The following is a 20818-nucleotide window of genomic DNA, read 5'->3' as shown; positions in this document are numbered from 1 at the left end:
TTTGGCTGGGCACCATTTATTTTCTTTGCCTTCCTGATCGTCATTACGATGCTGCGCAGCCGTGGCGGCGGCAGGCGCGTTCATAGCAGCGATGGCTGGGGCAATTCTGCCGGCGTGATTCTGGGCGGCATGATCGGCAATGAAATCGGCCGTCATTCATCCGGTGGCGGATTCGGTGGTTTTGGCGACGGTGGTGGTTTTGGTGGAGGCGGCGGATTTTCCGGCGGCGGCGGTGGTTTTGACGGCGGCGGCGCCTCGGGAAATTGGTAATGAATAAATTTTCACGCGCACTGCGGCATGCAGGCACTACAAAATCGCACGGAAAAAAAGCATTTCCAGGTGCCACCCTCTCCGCAATTCAAGCCATGATCGCTGCCGGCGAAAGCCAGCATCGCGCCGAAATTCGCCTCATCGTCGAACCCTCACTCGATCTGGCAGAAGTATTGAGCGGCATGAGCTCGCGCGAGCGCGCCCGCGAGTTGTTCACGCACTACCATATATGGGATACCGAAGAAAACTGCGGCGTACTGATTTACATCAACCTGGCCGACCATCAGGTCGAAATCATTGCCGATCGCGGTATTGCATACCTTGTGCCGCCAGCCGATTGGCACGCTGTGTGCAAAACCATGACCGACGGTTTCGCACAAGGGAAGTATCACGACAGCGTACTGAACGGCTTGCAGCAACTGAACACGCTACTGCAGAAATATTTCCCGGAAGGCGAATCGCCGCAAGGTCCGCAACCGAATCAATTGCCGAACAAGCCTATCCTGCTCTGAGTTTTTTGCAGGCATACAGTTGCGACAACGCTTTGTATCCAGGCGAACTCAACCGTTTTCATATACCCATTGCAGCAAGGCGTCATGCGCGGCTTGCGCGCCAGGTGCGTTGATGTGATTGACTATGCAGACGACCGCATAACGTTTACCCGAAGCCGCCAGTACATAGCCCGCCACCGCACGCACATCATTCAATGAACCGGTTTTGATATGCGCACGTCCGGCAACCGTTTGTGTCAGCAGGCGCTTGCGCATCGTGCCATCGTAACCAACCAGCGGCAACGCAGACATCAATTCCGGCATGACCGGCGATTGATAGGCCGCGACCAGCATGCGCCCCATGGCTTCCGCCGAGATACGTTCGATGCGCGACAAACCCGAGCCATTTTCAATCACCAGCTGGCTCGTATCGATGCCTTTGGCTGCCAGCCAGGTCTTGACGACCCGCCCGCCTCGCTCCGGCGTTGCCGGCAACTTGAGGACATCCGATGCCAGCGTCAGCAATAGCTGTCGCGCCATGACGTTATTGCTGTACTTGTTGATGTCGCGCACCACTTCCGGCAATGCCGGCGATTGCCACTCCGTCAGCATTCTTGCGTCGGGCGGCAATACGCCATCGTTGACCTCGCCTTTGAATACGCCGCCGACATCTGCCCACAACTGACGGAACACGGCACCAAAATATTCCGTGCTGGTCATCTGGTAAGGATGCAGATACCATGTTTTCTCGCCGCATGCCGCCGCAAATGTGCCGGCAAAACTGGCGCCCTTGCGATTCAACGCAGGCAACGATTTTGCCTGCCAATCAGCACAAGTGCCATCCAGCAATACGGGCGGCGTGATCGGATAGCCGGCCAGCGGCGGATCGACGCTGACATCCACCAGATGACGCGCCGGATCAGGCAAAAAATGAAAGGCAAATACCTTGTAATTCAGCAGCAAGGCATCGGGCCCGACGTTATACGGCTTTAGCGGGTCGCCATCGAAACGCGCGGCATCGTAGGAGGTGTCGTCAAAGGCACTGCGATCCAGAATCAGGTTGCCGCGAATTTCGCGTATCCCGGCAGCGCGAATCTGGCGCAGCAATTGCCAGAATTTTTCCGTCACCAGTTTAGGGTCGCCGCTACCCTTGATCACCAGATCACCATTCAATACATCGCCACTTTGCGTCCCGGTCGCATAGACCTGGGTTTTCCATGTAAAGGCCGGGCCCAGCAGATCGAGCGCTGCATTACTGGTCACCAGCTTCATCGTGGAAGCCGGATTGAAACCGACCGTACTATTGACTGCAATACGCGGCACCGGTCCCGAAACCTCTTGCACATAGGCGCCCACCGCATTGAGCGGAATCCCGCTGCGCTTCAATGCATCCGCGACGGGCGAAGGCAATCCTGCCGCTTGGGCGCAAGAAAAGCAGGAAGCGATAGGAAAAAACAGGAAGATGGCAAAAAAGAACTGTTGGACGATTCGCATGGCAGTGAAGAGGATGAGGTCTGCCGATTATTACATGAGGGGTAAAATTACCCATAGCCATGCGCAAAAATTACTTGTGCCGAACAACCAAACCTTGGGCCTGTTACCTAGATCTGTTACTTAGACCTGTTAACTGCAAATTTTCGAGGCGCATCCCAGATCCTATGTTGTGCAAAAGAGTCGAATACCTGTTCCCCGCTCCGGCAAGCCGATAGAATCCGCCGATATTTATATCCTGCCGGCAATCGGCATTACAATAAGATGCTCCAATGCATGATGTCCAATCGCGCCTAGACGACCATATTATGTTGCTGACCATTCATCCATTTCCCCGCTGTGCTGATGCCTTGGCAAACAACATCTCCCGGACGAACTGGATGAGCGCGGCCATGCGGCAGCGTATTGAGCTCTGCAACGGACATCCTGCTCCGTATTCCTCTCCAAAAATGCGCCATTCAACGGCGTTCCACTAAGTGCCTACTCAGCCGCCAGACTCCCTCTTTTCGACCATTGCCTGGATAGGCATCAGCGCGATCGGCCTGACGCTGCTGCTGGCATTGATGATGGTTTATTTACGCATCTCGCTCAATCGACGGCAACAGGAAGAGCGTGCTTTTCTGGCTGTCTGGCGCCCGCTGCTGCTGAGTTCGCTGCACTCCTCCGTTTCTGCCGTTTTGCCAACGCTGGCAGTGCACGAGCGCGTACATTTTCTAAAACTCTGGAACAATTTGATGCGCAGCGCGACTGGCGTCGCTGCCGATAATCTGATCAGCATTGCCTATTCCGTCGGTGGCGATTATTTTTCCCGTCGCATGCTCAGGTACGGCGGTCGCGTCGAATGCCTGTTGGCGACACTGGCTCTCGGCCATATGCGCGATCACCCGTCGTGGGAATTGCTGGTGACGCAAACGCTTTCCGCCGACAGCGTCACTTCCATCAATGCATTCCAGGCACTGGTGCAGATCGATGCAGAAACCACTGCCCAGCAATTGATGCCGCTGCTGCTGGCACGCGATGACTGGCCGATCGCCCATGTTGCGGCCATCCTGCAATCCGCCCATGGTGCATTTCTGCTTCCCTTGCTGGAAGCAACTGCGGAAATAAAATCCGTGCATCTGGTGCGCACCCTGCACCTGATCGAAGCACTCCATCTGGCAGTACCGCAAACAACGGTGCTGCGTCTGCTGGATAAGGCCAACGATACCGAAACCATCATTGCCGCACTGCGCATCGCCAACGATGCCGGTTTGCTGGTGCATATTCGCGCTTATTTGAGTCATCCGGACTGGCGCGTCAGGGTACAGGCGGCAAAGGTGTTGGGACGCATAGGCGAACATGCCGACGTCAACCGGCTGATTCCCCTGCTCGCCGACGCGGAATGGTGGGTCCGTTACCGTGCGGCACAATCCCTGGTGGGCATGCCCTTCTTCAGCATCGCAGAAGTGGAGCTGCTGCGCGACAATCTGTCTGACCGTTTTGCCCGCGACATGCTCGGTCAGGTACTGGCGGAAAGACGTCCGACATGAGCCTGCAATCATTCATGGCCGCAGCGACCTGGTGCGTGATCGCCTACTTTATCGTTTCAAAAATCAGTTATTTTTTGCTGAATGCCCTGTCGATCTTCAACATGCATCGCATCGAGCAGGGAAAAGTACTGGCGGATCTGCCGCAAATCTATTCCGGCCTTGAACCGCCTATCAGCCTGTTGCTGAGCACGCGCAATCATGCGACGACCATTGCAGCTTCAGTGCACGCCTTGCTGCAACTCGATTATTCGACCTTTGAAATTGTCGTTGTCAATGACGGCTCGCACGATGCCAGCCTGGATACCCTGATCGCCGCCTTCGACCTGCATGCATTCCCGGAGGCTTATCGCATCCAGCTGGCGACGCAGCCGGTACGACGCATTTATCATTCGACGCGCTATCCGAATTTACGTGTCGTCGACAAGGAGTACGGCGGCCAGGCAGATGCATTGAACGCCGGCATCAATGCTTCGCGCTATCCATTGTTTTGCAGCGTCGATGACAGCACGATCCTGCACCGCGACAGCCTGCGCCGTATCGTTGCACCCTTCCTGAACGACAACAAGGTAATCGCAAGCGCAGGTGCGGTACGGGTCGCCAATGGCTGCGAACTGAAAAACGGCCTGCTCGACAAGATAGCCCTGCCGCAGCACTGGCTACCCTTGTTTCAAATCATTGAATATCTGCGCACTTCGCTGTTTGCACCATTGGGTTGGTCGACCCTGAATGGCATGCTGATCGTACCGGCTGCGGGTGTCGGCCTGTTCCGCAAGGAAGTGGTGCTGGAAGCTGGCGGCTATCGCACCGACACGACCATCGAAAACATGGAACTGATCGTGCGCATGCACCGCCTGATGCGCGAGAAGCGGCAAGCCTATCAAATTACCTTCGTCGCCGATCCGGTGTGCTGGCATCGGGTGCCGCAAGACCTGACGGCCTTGAAAAACCAGCGCATGCATTGGCAGCAAGGCTTGCTGGACAGTCTGAGTCAAAACATGGGTTTGCTGTTTTCCCGCAATGGCGGTGTACCGGGGTGCGTCGCCTTTCCATTTTTCATCCTGTTTGAATGGCTGGGTCCGGTCATTGAATTATTCGGTTATGTATTCATCCTGCTTGCCTACGCCTGCGGCCTGATTCCAGGGCAAGCCTGTCTGGCATTCTTTTCCGTGGCGATCGGACTGGGAATCCTGCTGTCGGCATCCGGCCTGCTGCTGGAAGAAATGTCCTTTCATCTCTATCCCAAGGCAGGCGACATCGCAAAACTGGCAGGTATCGCGATTATCGGTAATCTGGGTTATCGCCAATTGAACGCAGCATGGCGCTCACTCGGCGTGGCTTGCTGGCTGATGGGAAGCAGGAACGGCAGAAACAGAATCGAATAAGCGCAAAACCGGATGGCCTGTGCGCGAGATACCCGGATCGTCAGAGGACAGTCGTTTCAATCTGCAAATGCTTGCCTTCTTTCAGCATGACGCTGAATGCTTCTGCAGTAACCGGACGGCTGAAGAAATATCCCTGGATTTGATCGCAATTGTGTTCGCGCAGGTAGGTAAGCTGCGCCTCGGTTTCCACCCCTTCCGCAATCACGTCAAGCCGCAGGCTATGCGCCAGCGAAATGATGGAGGCGACAATCGCCGCATCGTCAGGATCGATCGTGATGTCGTTGACAAACGAGCGATCGATTTTCAATACATCGATAGGGAAACGCTTCAGGTAGGACAGGCTCGAATAGCCGGTGCCGAAATCATCAATCGACAGTTGCACACCCAGCGCTTTCAGCTCGCGCAGAACGCCGATCGCGCGATCGACGTCCGCCATCACCAGACTTTCCGTCAACTCGATTTCCAGATATTCCGGCGCCAGCTCCGCTTCACGCAAACTGGCCGCAATCGAATCCACCAGATCCTGCTGGGCGAACTGGCGCGCAGACAAATTGACCGACATGCGCAAATGTCCGAGTCCGCTCTCCTGCCATGCCTTGTTCTGCAGGCAGGCAGCGCGTATAACCCACGCGCCAATCGGCACGATCAGGCCGGTTTCTTCTGCCAGGCCAATGAAACGTATCGGCGGCACCATGCCCAGCTCAGGATGCTGCCAGCGTATCAATGCTTCAACGCCGACAATCTGGCCGCTGCGCAAATCCACTTGCGGCTGATAATGCAGCGTGAATTCCTCGCGCTCCAGCGCATTGCGCAAATCACCCTCGATATGCAAACGTTCCAGCGCGCGCTCATTCATCGCCGGCGTATAAAACTGGAAATTGTTACGTCCGGTTTCCTTGGCGCGATACATCGCAATATCCGCATGCTTGATCAATTCTTCCGGTGTTTCGCCATCTGCCGGATAAACGGCTACACCGATGCTGCCACTGATGAAAAATTCGTGGCCCTCTATCGTCAGCGGCTGCGCAATCGATTCCATGATCCTTTGCACGATGCCGGTCGATAGTCCGGCGTCGGTACGTTCAGGCAAAATCAGCACGAACTCATCGCCCCCCATCCGCGCGACCGTATCCGTATCGCGCACCGCCGCCTGCAAACGCGCCGATACGGCTTTCAGCAGGATATCGCCGGCCTGATGACCCAAAGTATCGTTGACGAATTTGAAGCGATCCAGATCGACAAACAAAATCCAGATCGGATGCCCGTAGCGATGCGCATAGGACACCGCCTGCCCCAGACGATCGCGCATCAGGCTGCGATTCGCCAGGCCGGTAAGCGCATCGCGATTGGTTTGAAATTCCAGTTCCGATTCATAACGCTTGGTGGCGGTGATGTCGTATTGCACCACAATGAAATGACTGACCTCGCCGGTATCTTCCTTGACCGGCGCGATATACAGATCGCTCCAGAACAGGGTGCCATCCTTGCGGTAGGTGCGCAGAACGGCATGGCCTTCTCTTTCTGCGCTGGCAGTAGCGCGAATTTCTTCAATGCCAGGCTGCTCGACATCCTTGCCCCACAAGAAACACAGGTCGACGCCGATTGCCTCTTCTGCCGAATAGCCGGTGATACGCTCGAATGCAGGATTGACATACTCAATCGCATAATGCGGCGCCACTGCACTGACAATAATGATGGAATTTGCGCTGGCCTCGATCGCACGTTCACGCAGTTGCAGCGCGTATTCAGCCCGCTTGCGTGCTGCAATATCGGCACTCAGATCTTCATTGGCGATGCGTAATTGCGCAGTCCGTTCATTGACCAGCAGTTGAATGCGCCGTGATCTGTCCAAGACGGCCTGCAGATAAATCGTTGCCACTGCAGTGAAAAGCAGCCCGGCCAGGAGAGCCCACAGTGCGTTGCTGCTCCCCAACGTGAATCGGGCTGGCGGCGTCGATACCACCATATGCCAGGTCTGTCCCGCAACATTGAATGCGTGGTGATAAGGTTCGGGCTGATTGTAAAACAGCCAGTTGGGCACAACGGAACGTGGTTGAACAGCTTGCTCGACACTGCTGCCTTTATAAAAAACAAGGCTGTCCTGATCAGCCTTCTCGCTCGCATATACGCTGATATTCATGTCGAGATCGACCTTCGATACCAGCAAAAATCCTTCTGCCGCCAGCGATTTGGCAATCAGGTCGCCACTGCGAAAGACCGCCGCCGTATCGCCGATGACTGCCTGCCGTCGTGCGGCAACATCGGTCAGAGGGGCACCTTTACGATAAACCGGCATCAGCACGATGATGCCCTTTTGCCCTTCACGTTCCTGCGTCAGGGGTAGCAGACCGGTAGCCGAAGGCTCGCCGGTATCCACCGCACGCTGCATGGCCGCAGTCTGGAATAGATAGGAATCGGCATCCACCCCGAAAGCCGCTGCGTTGCCCTGCATAGGCTCGATATACTCCACCACACGATAATGATCTCGCTCGCCGACAGGCGCCGGTACCGGCTTCCCATGCGATATATCCATGATCGTGAAATTCGGATACTGCGCACGCATGGCCGCTTCATACTGCGGCCGCTCCCCGGCAGAAACAATGCGATGGAAATTAAGTGCCTGGATGTAAGGGTGGCGCGCTAGCTGCGGCATGGAAAAAACACGGAATTGTTCGCGACTTACCGTATCGAATGCGACGAACAGGCGATTGACGTCACGCAATACACTGAGCGAACTGTCGAGCCCATTCTGCACGGCAGCAACACGCACCTTCGCCTGTTGCTGGAAATCGATATCAACCTTGTCGTGCTCGAGACGACGCAGCGCAGTAAAGAGCAACGCGCTGATCAGCACCCCCAGCAACAAGGTCAGCATGGTTGCCGATGACAGGGAAAAAGCTGGGCGGCTACGCATCAATGGAATTCCCCATGCGGAATTGTTTCAAAGTCGAGAGGGTAATTACGATGATTACAGATTCAATATCGGATTGGCGCAAATACGTCTCTATTTACTTTCCACAGAGTAACTTATTTACGCCGTCAAGGTAAGACGTCATGCCTAAACTTTTCGCTCACCAGACATGAGCGGATGCAAAAAACGCGCCATTCAAACGCGTTTTTTACTTCCGTTTAACCCAGCCATTTTGCGATCGATAACAGCAGTACCAGCAGCATCCACAACAGCAGGGCACGCCACACCAGCCCGACTGTGCTTTGCAGGGCGCGAACCGATGCCTCTTCGCCGACCGGCGTTTCGGTTTCCAGAGTAATTGAATCCACTGTGCCCGCATCGACCGGAATCACATCGGCTGCATTTTCCACCGAAGCGCCAAGGCGTATGCCCATCGCACCGCCGCCGGCGGAAAGGATGATGCCCACCGCCTCATCCTGCCAGCGCCCGGCAAAATTACGCCACGCATAAATCGCATCCTCGAAATTGCCGACCACCGCAAATGCGGCAGCCGTCAAACGCACCGGAATCCAGTCTATCCAGTAAAACGCCTGCACCGCAAAGCGGCCGAACTCTTCACGTTCAGCTGTTTTTGGTTCGCTCCATGCACGCGCCAGATATTCGGCCACACGGTACATGATGGCGCCGACCGGACCCAGCGGTGTCAGTATCCAGAAAAAGACGCCGAACACATTTCTATGCGTAGTGACCAAAGCCTTTTCCACCGCAATGCGTGCAACTTCACTCACATCCATATCGGCAGTATCGCGCCGGGTCCATTCAGCGAGCAAGGAACGTGCAGTGGTTTCATCACCGTTATTCAGAGCCAGTTGAATCGAGGTAAAAAAATGACTGTAATGACGAAACCCCAGCGTTACATACACCACTGCGATATTCACGATCAGAGCCGCCAGCGGGCCGATCTTGAGGCTGATCCAGTAAAGCAAGGCAACCGGGATGATGAATGCCGCAATCATCAGGAACCAGGCAATACGTCCGTGCTGCACCTGGCCGGCGTTGAACGATCCCTCCAGTTTTTCCGCAAGCGCCCGGGCGCCGGCATAGACCGGATTATCCGCACGCAAGGGCTTTAATTGTTCTATCAGTAGCGCAAAGAGGATGGAGAAAAATGTCATTAAAACGCCTTATGAGTCAGTCAGACTATACGATAACGCAGCACTTCGCCGGAATCAAATAAACAACAGGTTAAGGAAGGCCGCGCCGGCTTAACCGTCTCGCCTAGGCACGCAAAAAATGGAATAGATTACGCAGCATACCTGCTGTTGCACCCCAAATGAAATAGCGCTCGTAAGGCATCACGTAAAAGGTGCGGCTGCCGGTTTCAAATTGGGCAGTGCGACGCTGATGATGAGCACCGTTCATCAGAAAGGCTAACGGAACCTCAAAAATCTCCGCGACTTCAAACGCATCGGGATGCACATCGAATGGCGGCTGTACGATGCCGACCACTGGCGTCACGCGAAAACCGGTGCCGGTGTGGTAATCGGGCAGCGCTCCTATCACGTCAATGTGGCGACGTGCGAGACCCACTTCTTCTTCCGTTTCACGCAATGCAGTTTCTATCGGCGAACCGTCGCCAGCTTCGACACGCCCGCCGGGAAAACTGATCTGTCCGGCATGATCATGCAAATGCGCAGCGCGTTGTGTCAGCAACAGCGTAGGCCCCGCATCGCGCATCACGATAGGCAGCAGAACGGCAGCATCCATCAACGGTCGGGTTAGCGGCCGCACCAGACGTTCCACCGTGATCTCCGGCGACCATGCAGGCGGGTTCAAGAAGCGCGCACGCAATGCCTCCGCCTTCAATTGTTCCAGCTTGATCGCGTCCTCTCCTCCGAGCGAATCAACGGGGAGTAATTCCGGATCGAAATGCAATGTGCTCAAGTAGTCTTCCTGCGCATAAGAATAATGAAACCTGCCAACCTGCTTGCCTGATCGTACACTTGCTCCGATAGTAAACCTGTCACAATTTTTACGCCAGATTTAACAATCGAATATTTACTGCCAAAATAAAAAAGACACCCGAAGGTGTCTTTTTTAATGCCGCATGCACTGCCCGGACGAATCCGGTACAGGCGATTACTCTGCTGCTTTGGCAGCAACGCGACGTTGTGGCAGTTTTTCTTTGATACGTGCCGATTTGCCCGAACGCTCACGCAGGTAATACAGTTTTGCGCGACGCACGTCACCACGACGTTTGACTTCGATCGAAGCGATCAGTGGCGAGTACAGTTGGAATGTACGTTCTACGCCTTCACCCGACGAGATTTTACGAACGATGAAGTTCGAGTTCAAGCCGCGGTTACGACGCGAAATAACAACGCCTTCGTAAGCCTGGGCGCGCTTGCGCGTACCTTCAACCACGTTGACGTTAACGATCACTGTATCGCCAGGAGCGAAGTCAGGAATGTTCTTGCCGAGACGAGCAATTTCTTCTTGCTCTAATGTTTGGATCAGATCCATTTTTATTACTCCAATAACCATCTTGCCGGCGCCAGGTACTGCTCAATATGCCCGGTAGAGGATGGGGTTACACATTACAGGGTAAAACCCCTGCTCGATACAACAACTGCACTTACAAACTGCTTAAAAACTTTTCATCGGCACGGGTCAGCAAACCTGCCGCACGTGCCTTGACGATCATGTCGGGACGTTTCTTCGCGGTTGCTTCCAGCGCCCGCTCGCGTCGCCACTTCTCGATCTCGACATGATGGCCGCCCATCAACACTGCCGGCACTGCTGCACCTTCATATACTTCAGGTCGCGTGTAGTGCGGACAATCGAGCAAGCCATTTACAAAACTGTCTTCTACTGCAGATGCATCATCATGCAAGACACCAGGCAACTGCCGGATCACTGCATCCATCAATGCCATCGCCGGCAATTCACCGCCTGACAACACGAAATCGCCAAGGCTGATTTCTTCATCGACGCAGGTATCCAGAAAGCGCTGATCGACTGCTTCATATCGACCGCACAATAGAACCAGGCCGGGTTCCGCTGCCAGCTGCATCACACGTTCGTGGGTCAATGCCTTGCCTTGCGGCGAAAGATAGATCACACGTGGTGCAGGCAACTCGGCGGCTATTTGCCGTTTCTTTGCTTCCAGCACCGCTGCTTCCAGCGGCTTGACCATCATCACCATGCCGGGACCGCCACCATAAGGCCGGTCATCGACGGTGCGATGTTTGTCGCTGGTGAAATCACGCGGATTCCACAAAGCCAATTCACATTTCTTTTGCTCGAATGCACGTCGCGTAATACCCGACTGCGTAATCGCGGTGAACATTTCAGGAAATAGCGTGACGACATCAAATTGCATCTCGCCCACTCCTCAAAACGGACTGACTAATAGTCGAGTCCCCAGTCCACCGTAATTTTTTTCGCCGCCCGATCAACCGTAATGACGAACTGCTCGACAAACGGGATCAGCAACTCTTGCGCAGCCTTGGCATCAGCGCCAGCATCAGTCGTCTGAGGAACCGCAACACGCAAAATTGGATGCGCGCCGTTGTCCATCATGTCGCTGACCTGACCAAGATGCACGCCCTGCAAATTTTCGACTTCCAGGCCGATCAGATCGACCCAGTAAAATTCGTTGTCGGACAGCGCCGGGAAATGACTGCGCGGAATCTGTACGGTTGCACCTTTCAGCGCCTCCGCAGCATCTCGCCCTGCCACACCCATCAACTGCGCGACTACATCGCCGGAATGAATCTTGGATTGCATCATCGCCACGTCACGGAATTCAGGCTTATCCAGCCACCATGTCTTGGCATTCAACAACGCATCCGCATCGGCTGAGTAGGGTCTGACCCGCACCCAACCATTCAATCCATATGCACCGGAGATGTAACCAACCAGCACCAAATCCTCAGGAACTTTCATTCCCGATGCCGCTTGATTGGACAAAACTTAAGCTGCTGCTTTGCCGGCTTGGCTAACCAGACGTGCAACGGTAGGCGACAATTGCGCACCTACGCCTTGCCAGTAGGCCAGACGGTCTTGCGCGATACGGACGCTTTCTTCTGCGCCTGAAGCTACCGGATTGTAAAAACCGATGCGTTCGATGAAGCGACCATCGCGGCGATTGCGCGAATCTGTAGCAACAATGTTAAAGAAAGGGCGCTTTTTTGCACCACCACGAGCTAAACGAATGACGACCATAATATTTCCAAAAAGTGTCTGAACACGGAAAAAGCCGCAAATTATAGCCCAAGTAGGACCACACCTGCAACCTCATTCACCGCCTTTACGGCACTGGCGTGGCAAATCGTGCGCTCTGCCGGGGATAAAAGGCGCGCGCCGGGGCAACGCGTACGGCTTCTACCCTTACAATGCGCAACGCGATACCGGATATGCATCGCGAATTATCCATCTTTTCAGCAAAATACGCCGCTGCAAAGCCGCTTCTACCAGATCACAGCCTCAATCAATATGACCCCCAGCCACAAGAACAAAACCTTCAGCACCCTGCTCGCCACCTTGTTTGGCAGCCTGGGGGCGCATCGATTTTATCTTTATGGCAAGAAAGATTATTGGGCCTGGGTATCCGCACTGATTTTTGCCGCGCTTTTTGTCGCTGTTATGGCGCAATTGCCACAAACCCTTTTCATTATATTTTTAGCACTCTTCCTGATCTCGTTTTTTGCCGGCCTGATCGCTGCCTTGGTTATAGGTCTGACCCCGGATGAAAAATGGGACGGGCAGCACAATACCGCTACCGGCCGCACATCGAACTCCGGCTGGGCCGTCATTCTGCTGGTCATCCTCACCTTTGCGCTAGGCTCTACCGCGCTGATCGCCGCTATTGCACGCGCCTTTGACCTGTATCTGACCGGCGGCGCATTCGGCTAAAGCCCGGCGCACCAATGCGCCGTCGGCCTTGCAGGCAAGCGTGGCATTCCCCACGACAGTGCAAAGCCATGCCGGCATGTGCAGCTCCAGTGCGATAAGTTAGTGCCACAAGTCACGCACCATCACTGGTTCCAGGCTTCCCCTCCCCTGCTTCACTTTAGTTTCCGCATGGCACGCATAGTGCTTTTATGGAAATTGCATCTGGCATTGCCGCCAGTTCAATTCAAGTCAATCGGGGGAAATTCAATGAGCATGCGTTCATCTGCATCGATGGCATTCACAATGCTGGCTTTCAGTTTGTTTTTGAATGGTGCGCTTGCACAGCCCGCTCCTCCAGACACCGCGCCGCCAATCACAAATAGTGAGGCAGGCACTCCCGAAGCAATTATTCCGTCAAGCACACCGATGATCATCGAGCCTGCTGCCCCGGTTGAAGCGGAAACGGTCGCCCCGACGCCCATGACCCAGCCGACGCTGGTCGATGCATCGACCATCAATTCCGGCGATACCGCCTGGCTGCTGGCCTCGACCGCACTGGTGCTGTTCATGACCATACCCGGGCTGGCGCTGTTTTACAGCGGCATGGTGCGCAAGAAAAACGTGCTGACCACAATGGCACACAGCTTTGCCGTCACCTGTCTGGTGACCATTATCTGGATCGTCATCGGTTACAGCCTGGCATTCACGCCCGGCTCACCGTATATCGGCGGGCTGGATCGCGTACTGCTGAACGGCATGGAATTCCTGAAGGAGGCCGGCAAGCTCACCGTCAGTGAAATCGCGCCTACAGTTCCGGAAAGCGTGTTTGTCATGTTCCAGATGACCTTCGCCATCATTACGCCGGCACTGATTACCGGCGCCTTCGCCGAACGCATGAAATTTTCCGCGCTGCTGATGTTCATCTCGCTGTGGTCCATCTTCGTCTACGCGCCGGTCGCCCACTGGGTATGGGAGCCGGGCGGCTGGCTGGCGATGCGCGGCGTACTGGATTTTGCCGGCGGCACGGTCGTACATATCAATGCCGGCGTGTCCGGCCTGGTGGCCGCTGTCATCATCGGGCCGCGCCTCGGCTTCGGCAAGGAGCCTATGCCGCCGCACAACCTGGTGTTGACCGTGATCGGCGCCTCGATGCTGTGGGTAGGCTGGTTCGGCTTCAATGCAGGCTCCGCCGTGGCTGCCGATGGTCGTGCCGGCATGGCGATGCTGGTGACGCAAATCGCCACTGCAGTCGGCGCATTGGCGTGGATGTTCATCGAATGGGCGCGGCGCGGCAAACCCTCGGTACTCGGACTGGTATCCGGCGCGGTTTCCGGCCTGGTGGCAATTACGCCAGCCTCCGGTTTTGTCGGCGTCACCGGCGCGCTGGTCATAGGCGCAGTAGCCGGTATCGCCTGCTACTGGGGAGCGACCTCGCTCAAATCAACACTGGGTTACGACGATTCGCTGGATGTGTTTGGCGTACATGCCATCGGCGGTATCGTCGGTGCACTGTTGACAGGTATTTTTGCCGTCAAGAGCATAGGCGGCGTGGAAAGCAGCTTCGGCAATCAAGCCTTCGGCGTGATCGTGACGGTCGTCTTCTCGGCGGTCATGACGGCGATCATTCTCGGCATCGTCAATGCACTGGTGGGCTTGCGCGTCAGCGAAGAAGCCGAGCGCGAAGGCCTCGATCTTGAGCAACATGGTGAGCACGTACTATGAACGATGAACATCACACACGTGCAGCTTTGGAAAACCAGGCCTTTGCCCTGATGGGCCGGCTGCACGTCACGCTACGCCGCCAAACCGGTCGCGTAACCGATATCGAATACATGCGTATCGATCCCGGCTATTGCCGTTACCTTTTGAAAATGGCGTCCCTGTCGCCGATTGAGGATTTGCAGGACTTGAGTGTCAAGCTGCAGGAAATATTCTTTGGCCCGCAAGGCTTGTTCGTTGTGGCAGAACCGAAGCCGTCTTTAATGGCTCGTCTGACCGAACCCGCTCCTGCAGCATCGGCACCCGCTTCGTCAACGCAAACCGAAATCGGCGATCCGGTTGATCGCGGCTATATCGGACGTTTGCGTTAATCAATTCGCGTATGGATCAGAATTGATCTTCGTCCAGCGCCAGCACCCCGCTGCTGCCGGCCACAATCGCACTGCGATAAGCACCGGCCTGCGACAAATAGTAATCAGCAAAGAAGCGCGCCGTCGCGATCTTCGCCTGATAAAACTTCGCATCGCCCTCTTGCGCATCCAGCTTCTGTTGCGCGATCAATGCAGCACGCGCCATCTGCCAGCCGCCGAGCACGATGCCGGCCAGTTTCAGATAGGGCACGCTGCCGGCAAACACGCCCTTGATATCGGCCTGGATATTCGCCACAACATAAGTCACGACGTCTTCCAGCGCGATGGACGCGGCGGACAGATGTTTGCCTATCGCCTGCAAATCCGTTGACGCTGCAGCCGCCAATTCCGCTTCCGTTTCGCGCACGCGGGCAATGATGCTGCGTGCAACAGCACCTCCATCGCGCACCGTCTTGCGGCCAACCAGATCGTTGGCCTGGATTGCAGTCGTTCCTTCATAAATTGTCAGGATGCGTGCATCGCGGTAATACTGCGCAGCGCCGGTTTCCTCGATGAAGCCCATGCCGCCATGTATCTGCAAACCGGTGGACGCGACATCGATAGACATCTCGGTAGACCAACCCTTGATAACCGGCACCAAAAACTCGTAAAACGCCTGGTTGGCGCTGCGTATTTTTGCATCGGCATGATGGTGGGCAATATCGAAAGCCGTTGCACCGACATACGCCAGTGCCCGCGCCGCCTCGATCTGCGCCCGCATGCTCATCAGCATGCGGCGTACGTCCGGCTGATGAATGATGGACACCGCCGTTGCCGAACCTGCCAGGTCCTTCGACTGCACGCGATCCTTCGCATACGACACGGCTTTCTGATACGCGCGCTCGGCCACTGCGATGCCCTGTATGCCAACCGCAAAGCGTGCAGCGTTCATCATGATGAACATGGTTTCCAGCCCGCGATTTTCTTCGCCAACCAAAGTGCCGATGGCACCGCCGTGATCGCCGAACTGCAGCACGGCAGTCGGGCTGGCCTTGATACCGAGCTTGTGTTCTATCGATACGCAATATGCATCGTTGCGCGCGCCTAGCGAGCCATCTGCATTGACCAGAAATTTCGGCACTACAAACAGCGAGATGCCTTTCACCCCTTCCGGCGCATCCGGCGTGCGCGCCAGCACGAGGTGGATGATGTTCTCCGCCATATCGTGTTCGCCGTAGGTAATGAAAATCTTGGTGCCGGAAATTTTATAAGTACCGTCACCTTGCGGAATCGCACGCGAACGCACCATCGCCAGATCGGAGCCCGCTTGCGGCTCGGTCAGGTTCATCGTGCCGGTCCATTTGCCGGAAATAAAATTGGGGAGGAATTTTTCTTTTTGTTCGTCCGAGCCAGCCGTCATCAACGCTTCAATCGCGCCATCGGTAAGCAGGGGGCAAAGTGCGAATGACAGATTGGCCGCGTTCAACATTTCCATACATGGCGTCGCCACCAGCTTCGGCAAACCCTGCCCGCCAAAATCAACCGGATGCTGCACACCCTGCCAGCCCGCAGCACCATATGCCTTGAACGCTTCCCTGAAACCCGGCGTAGTGGTGACGACGCCATCTTTCCACGCACTCGGTTGCCGGTCACCGGTTTGATTCAGCGGCGCAATGATTTCGCTGCAGAACCTTGCATTTTCTTCCAGCACCGCTTCCACCGTTTCCGGCGTTGCATCTTCGCAGCCGGGCAAGGCGTTGACGGCAGCCAGATCGGCCAGTTCGTTCATCACGAACAGCATGTCTTTCAACGGGGCGACGTAGCTCATGCGAAACTCCTAAAGAAAATGGGCAGGACGTTCAGGTAAATTGCAGTGTGCCAGAAAATCCCGCCCACACCACAACCGCCTTTACGTACTGCCCACCTGTGTTGCCACTTCGCACCTCGCCGCATCTGGCGACGATAGTTTTCTCTGCTTAACCGAGTTCCTTGACCAGTTGCGGCACGATCTCGAACAGATCACCGACGATACCGTAATCGGCCACCGAGAAAATCGGCGCTTCAGCATCCTTGTTGATCGCAACGATGACCTTGGAATCCTTCATGCCGGCCAGATGCTGGATCGCACCGGAGATGCCGACTGCAATGTACAGATCAGGTGCAACGATCTTGCCGGTCTGGCCGACTTGCCAGTCGTTGGGTACATAACCCGCATCGACTGCTGCGCGCGAAGCGCCCATCGCTGCACCAAGTTTGTCTGCCAGCGGTTCGAGGATCTTGAAGCTTTCTTCCGAACCCATGCCGCGACCACCGGAAACGACGACTTTCGCAGCCGTCAATTCAGGGCGTGCCGACGTAGCGAGTTCACGCGAGACGAAAGACGACTTGCCGGAATCAGCAACCGCTGTGACATTTTCAACTGTTGCCGAACCGCCTTCTGCTGCGGAATCGAAAGTCGTCGTACGCACGGTGATGACCTTGATCGCATCCGACGATTGCACGGTCGCAATCGCATTGCCGGCATAGAACGGACGCTCAAATGTATCGGCGGAAACAACCTTGGTAATTTCTGAAATCTGCGCAACGTCGAGCTTGGCAGCCACGCGCGGCAAAATGTTTTTACCGTAAGCCGTGGCCGGTGCAAGGATGTGCGAATAGTTGGCCGCCAGCGCCAATGCCTGTGCTGCCACGTTTTCTGCAAGACCATCGGCGAATTGCGCGCCATCAGCAACCAGTACTTTGGCTACACCTGCAATTTTTGCGGCGGCTTGCGCTGCTGCATCGGCTTGATGGCCGGCGATCAAAACGTGCACATCGCCACCGCATTGAATCGCGGCGGTGATCGTGTGCAGGGTGCTACCCTTTAAAGAGGCATTATCGTGTTCGGCAATGACAAGTGCGGTCATGATGATTTCCTGTAATTGTTCCAACCATGCGGCGACATCTTCATGCGCGGCCGCAGCAGATGATTAAATAACTTTGGCTTCGGTCTTGAGTTTGGCAACCAGCGTCGCAACGTCCGGCACGATGATGCCGGCAGAACGCTTGGGCGGCTCACTGACTTTCAGTGTTTTCAAACGCGGCGTCACATCAACGCCCAGATCAGCCGGCTTGACGTTATCCAGTGTTTTCTTTTTCGCCTTCATGATGTTCGGCAGCGTCACATAACGCGGTTCATTCAGACGCAGATCGGTAGTGACAATCGCCGGCAGGGTCAGCGAGACGATTTCCAGTCCGCCATCGACTTCACGCGTGACCTTGACCTTGTCGCCATCGACTTCCACTTTCGATGCATAGGTCGCTTGCGGCCAGTCCAGCAAGGCTGCCAGCATCTGCCCAGTCTGATTGGCATCATCATCGATAGCCTGTTTGCCCAGAATGATCAGTTGCGGCTGTTCCTTGTCGGCGATGGCCTTGAGCAGTTTGGCAACGGCCAATGGCTGCAACTCGACATCGGTTTCCACCAGAATGCCGCGATCAGCACCGATGGCCATCGCGGTACGCAAGGTTTCCTGCGACTGCAGAATGCCGCAGGAGACGGCGATGACCTCAGTCGCCTTGCCCGCTTCTTTCAGGCGCGTCGCTTCTTCCACCGCGATTTCATCGAATGGGTTCATCGACATTTTGACGTTGGCGATATCGACGCCGGACTGATCCGATTTGACGCGAACCTTGACGTTGTAATCGACCACACGTTTGACTGGAACCAACACTTTCATAGCTCTGCCCTTGAAAAATCAGAATGAAATAAATTCAAATTGGGAACGATTATAAACGGAAGTGAGGGCCGTTTTCCGCACCGTTGCGATGCAAGCCCGACGGCAAGCCGTGATCCTGCGCGCGAAAACAGCGAATATCCGCGCTGTTTTTACAGAAAAGCGGCATTGCAAAGAGGTGAAAAAAAGCGCAACAAGTGCGGGGGCAATGCATTTCTGCGCCGGGGAATGCGTCTATTCAAACAATGCGGCGAGCACGAGTGCCCGATCCGCGCCTTACTTCCGTCTCATGAAGAAGGTGAATATCTCGTTTTCTTCACTTTGCTCCAGCAGCTGATTACCGGTCTGTTTTGCAAAGGCCTGGAAATCGCGCACCGAACCGGGATCGGTTGCCTGTACGCGCAAGACTTCGCCGGTGGTCATTTCCGCCAGCGCCTTCTTCGTCTTCAATATCGGTAACGGACAATTCAAACCCCGTGCATCGAGGTCTTTGGTAAATTCCATGGATTCGCTCTCACATCAATACTATTGTGCAACGCTGAGATTCTACTCTCAAACACAGACCAATGATGCCGTACGGCCGGACAAGCATGCCTGGCTCACATTTACTGGCATCAAGAAAAACAAACGGCAGGGAATGTTGATCATTCCCTGCCGTTGCCGATAACAAGCCAAGTCTAGACGCGCTCGCCCACCCACGCAGCAACGCCCTGCAAGGCCGTCGTCAAGCCACTGGCATCGGTGCCGCCGGCTTGCGCCATATCGGCACGACCGCCGCCCTTGCCGCCGACCTGTTGCGCAACGAAGTTGACCAGTTCACCCGCCTTGACCTTGCCGGTGGCGTCGGCTGTCACACCGGCGATCAGGCTGACCTTGCCGTCGTTGACAGCGGCCAGCACAATGGCGGCCGTTTTCAGCTTGTCTTTCAGCGTGTCCATCGTCGTGCGCAAAGTGCCGGCGTCGGCATTTTCCAGTTTTGCCGCCAACACCTTGATGCCCTTGATCTCGACTGCCTGCGACAGCAGCTCATCGCCCTGCGACGATGCGAGCTTGCCTTTGAGCGCATTGATTTCGCGTTCCAGCGTTTTTACCTGATCCAGCACTTGCGCCAGACGCGGCTGCAATTCTGCCGGCGGCGACTTCAGCGTGGCCGCCGCGCTGTGCACGGTCGCTTCCAGATCCTGGAAATAACTCAATGCGTTCGCGCCGGTAATCGCTTCGATACGACGTACGCCGGCAGCAACGCCGCTTTCGCCGACAATCTTGAACAAGCCGATATCGCCAGTGCGTGACACGTGAGTACCGCCGCACAATTCACGGCTGGAGCCGATATCGAGCACACGCACGGTTTCGCCGTACTTTTCACCGAACAGCATCATCGCGCCGGTTTTCTGTGCCGATTCAATATCCATCACGCGCGCTTGCGTATCCGAGTTGGCGAGGATTTCTGCATTCACGCGTTTTTCTATTTCCAGAATCTGCTCGTGCGTGACAGGCGCATTGTGGGCAAAGTCGAAACGCGTTTTTTCTGCATCGACCAGCGAACCTTTTTGCTGCACATGCTCGCCCAGCACTTCGCGCAAGGCTTTATGCATGATGTGCGTGACCGAGTGATTGCGCATGGTGGCGGCACGGCGTGCGCCATCGACCGCAGCTTTCACCTTGTCGCCAACCTTCAATGTACCTTGCGTCTGTACACCGTGATGACCGAATACATCGGCCTTGATTTTTTGCGTATCTTCGACGCCGAACTGCACGCCTTCGGCCGAGACAAAACCCTGATCGCCAACCTGGCCGCCGCTTTCCGCATAGAACGGCGTGGTGTCGAGTACGACGATGCCGGCCTGGCCTTCTTTCAATTCGTTGACGGCAGTGCCCTCAAAATACAGTCCGACTACGCTCGCGTCTTCTTGCAGATTTTCGTAGCCGGTAAAAACGTTACCCGCGCCGGTGTATTCCACCGCGCGTTCCATCTTGAACTTGCCGGCTGCGCGACCTGCTGCCTTCTGTTTTTCCATCGCGGCGGCAAAACCTGCTTCATCGACGCTGACGCCATTTTCACG

Annotated in this window: 20 protein-coding genes and 1 pseudogene; 7 read left to right on the top strand and 14 right to left on the bottom strand. The window is 55.6% G+C overall.

The window, feature by feature from the left end:
• Positions 1-270, top strand: a pseudogene (locus ABWP27_RS07050) (TPM domain-containing protein); the annotation flags it as partial.
• Positions 270-782, top strand: a complete 513-nt coding sequence (locus ABWP27_RS07045) for a TPM domain-containing protein (protein ID WP_353155154.1) — start codon at positions 270-272, stop codon at positions 780-782. The pseudogene ABWP27_RS07050 and the gene ABWP27_RS07045, both read left to right, overlap by 1 nt.
• 48 nt (positions 783-830) lie before the next feature.
• Here ABWP27_RS07045 and dacB read toward each other — a convergent pair whose 3' ends face one another.
• Positions 831-2255 carry a D-alanyl-D-alanine carboxypeptidase/D-alanyl-D-alanine endopeptidase gene (gene dacB / locus ABWP27_RS07040; RefSeq protein ID WP_353155152.1) on the bottom strand — a complete coding sequence of 475 codons (1425 nt, stop codon included), beginning with the start codon at positions 2253-2255 and terminating at the stop codon, positions 831-833.
• Between the two features lie 473 nt (positions 2256-2728).
• Here dacB and ABWP27_RS07035 point away from each other — a divergent pair, with 473 nt between their 5' ends.
• Complete coding sequence (locus ABWP27_RS07035; RefSeq protein ID WP_353155151.1) at positions 2729-3781, top strand: HEAT repeat domain-containing protein; 1053 nt, start codon at positions 2729-2731, stop codon at positions 3779-3781.
• Positions 3778-5163 (top strand): glycosyltransferase family 2 protein, encoded by a 1386-nt coding sequence (locus tag ABWP27_RS07030; RefSeq protein WP_353155149.1) that lies wholly within the window; start codon positions 3778-3780, stop codon positions 5161-5163. The genes ABWP27_RS07035 and ABWP27_RS07030 overlap by 4 nt, the downstream gene beginning before the upstream one ends.
• A 40-nt stretch (positions 5164-5203) precedes the next feature.
• Here ABWP27_RS07030 and ABWP27_RS07025 read toward each other — a convergent pair whose 3' ends face one another.
• The 7 genes from ABWP27_RS07025 to rpsP form a co-directional block, all read right to left on the bottom strand.
• Positions 5204-8077: a bifunctional diguanylate cyclase/phosphodiesterase gene (locus ABWP27_RS07025; RefSeq protein ID WP_353155148.1), complete on the bottom strand. Its 2874-nt coding sequence runs from the start codon at positions 8075-8077 to the stop codon at positions 5204-5206.
• A 215-nt stretch (positions 8078-8292) separates the two neighbouring features.
• Positions 8293-9249, bottom strand: a complete 957-nt coding sequence (locus ABWP27_RS07020) for a CobD/CbiB family protein (protein ID WP_353155147.1) — start codon at positions 9247-9249, stop codon at positions 8293-8295.
• Positions 9250-9352: 103 nt separating this feature from the next.
• A complete protein-coding gene (locus ABWP27_RS07015) occupies positions 9353-10018 on the bottom strand; it encodes a CoA pyrophosphatase (protein ID WP_353155146.1) in 666 nt (221 codons plus the stop codon).
• Between the two features lie 195 nt (positions 10019-10213).
• The gene (gene rplS / locus ABWP27_RS07010) at positions 10214-10597 is read right to left on the bottom strand and encodes a 50S ribosomal protein L19 (RefSeq protein ID WP_353155144.1); all 384 of its coding nucleotides are present in this window, start codon (positions 10595-10597) and stop codon (positions 10214-10216) included.
• Between the two features lie 112 nt (positions 10598-10709).
• Positions 10710-11456, bottom strand: coding sequence for a tRNA (guanosine(37)-N1)-methyltransferase TrmD (trmD, locus tag ABWP27_RS07005; RefSeq protein WP_353155143.1), 747 nt, complete (start codon positions 11454-11456; stop codon positions 10710-10712).
• Positions 11457-11482: 26 nt separating this feature from the next.
• Entirely contained in the window at positions 11483-12022 is a 540-nt protein-coding gene (gene rimM / locus ABWP27_RS07000) for a ribosome maturation factor RimM (protein WP_353155141.1), read from the bottom strand.
• Between the two features lie 27 nt (positions 12023-12049).
• The gene (rpsP, locus tag ABWP27_RS06995) at positions 12050-12301 is read right to left on the bottom strand and encodes a 30S ribosomal protein S16 (RefSeq protein WP_353155139.1); all 252 of its coding nucleotides are present in this window, start codon (positions 12299-12301) and stop codon (positions 12050-12052) included.
• Between the two features lie 270 nt (positions 12302-12571).
• On the opposite strand from rpsP, the gene ABWP27_RS06990 reads away from it, so the two are divergent.
• Positions 12572-12991, top strand: coding sequence for an NINE protein (locus ABWP27_RS06990; RefSeq protein WP_353155137.1), 420 nt, complete (start codon positions 12572-12574; stop codon positions 12989-12991).
• Between the two features lie 218 nt (positions 12992-13209).
• Here the strand turns inward: ABWP27_RS06990 and ABWP27_RS06985 are convergent, their stop codons facing one another.
• Positions 13210-13404, bottom strand: coding sequence for a hypothetical protein (locus ABWP27_RS06985; RefSeq protein WP_353155136.1), 195 nt, complete (start codon positions 13402-13404; stop codon positions 13210-13212).
• Between ABWP27_RS06985 and ABWP27_RS06980 the strand changes: the two genes are divergently transcribed.
• Together ABWP27_RS06980 and ABWP27_RS06975 are read left to right on the top strand one after the other, a co-directional pair.
• A complete protein-coding gene (locus ABWP27_RS06980; protein ID WP_353155134.1) occupies positions 13397-14692 on the top strand; it encodes an ammonium transporter in 1296 nt (431 codons plus the stop codon). The two genes, ABWP27_RS06985 and ABWP27_RS06980, sit on opposite strands and share 8 nt — an antisense overlap.
• Positions 14689-15060, top strand: coding sequence for a hypothetical protein (locus tag ABWP27_RS06975; RefSeq protein ID WP_353155133.1), 372 nt, complete (start codon positions 14689-14691; stop codon positions 15058-15060). The genes ABWP27_RS06980 and ABWP27_RS06975 overlap by 4 nt, the downstream gene beginning before the upstream one ends.
• Positions 15061-15076: 16 nt before the next feature.
• Here ABWP27_RS06975 and ABWP27_RS06970 read toward each other — a convergent pair whose 3' ends face one another.
• From ABWP27_RS06970 to ABWP27_RS06950, 5 genes are all read right to left on the bottom strand, one after another.
• Positions 15077-16867, bottom strand: coding sequence for an acyl-CoA dehydrogenase (locus ABWP27_RS06970; protein WP_353155131.1), 1791 nt, complete (start codon positions 16865-16867; stop codon positions 15077-15079).
• 148 nt (positions 16868-17015) lie between these two features.
• The gene (locus tag ABWP27_RS06965; protein ID WP_353155129.1) at positions 17016-17945 is read right to left on the bottom strand and encodes an electron transfer flavoprotein subunit alpha/FixB family protein; all 930 of its coding nucleotides are present in this window, start codon (positions 17943-17945) and stop codon (positions 17016-17018) included.
• A 63-nt stretch (positions 17946-18008) separates the two neighbouring features.
• On the bottom strand, positions 18009-18758 hold the full coding sequence (locus ABWP27_RS06960) for an electron transfer flavoprotein subunit beta/FixA family protein (protein ID WP_353155128.1): 750 nt from the start codon (positions 18756-18758) through the stop codon (positions 18009-18011).
• Between the two features lie 273 nt (positions 18759-19031).
• Positions 19032-19259, bottom strand: a complete 228-nt coding sequence (locus tag ABWP27_RS06955) for a sulfurtransferase TusA family protein (protein ID WP_353155126.1) — start codon at positions 19257-19259, stop codon at positions 19032-19034.
• A 173-nt stretch (positions 19260-19432) separates the two neighbouring features.
• Positions 19433-20818: alanine--tRNA ligase-related protein (locus tag ABWP27_RS06950; protein ID WP_353155124.1), on the bottom strand; the 1386-nt coding region annotated here is incomplete at its 5' end.

Origin of the sequence: Herminiimonas fonticola (assembly GCF_040395855.1) — a bacterium.
GTDB classification, from domain to species: Bacteria; Pseudomonadota; Gammaproteobacteria; order Burkholderiales; family Burkholderiaceae_D; genus Oxalicibacterium; species Oxalicibacterium fonticola_A.
Note: the sequence above shows the minus strand (reverse complement) of the source record. Positions and strands in the feature narration are given on the sequence as shown.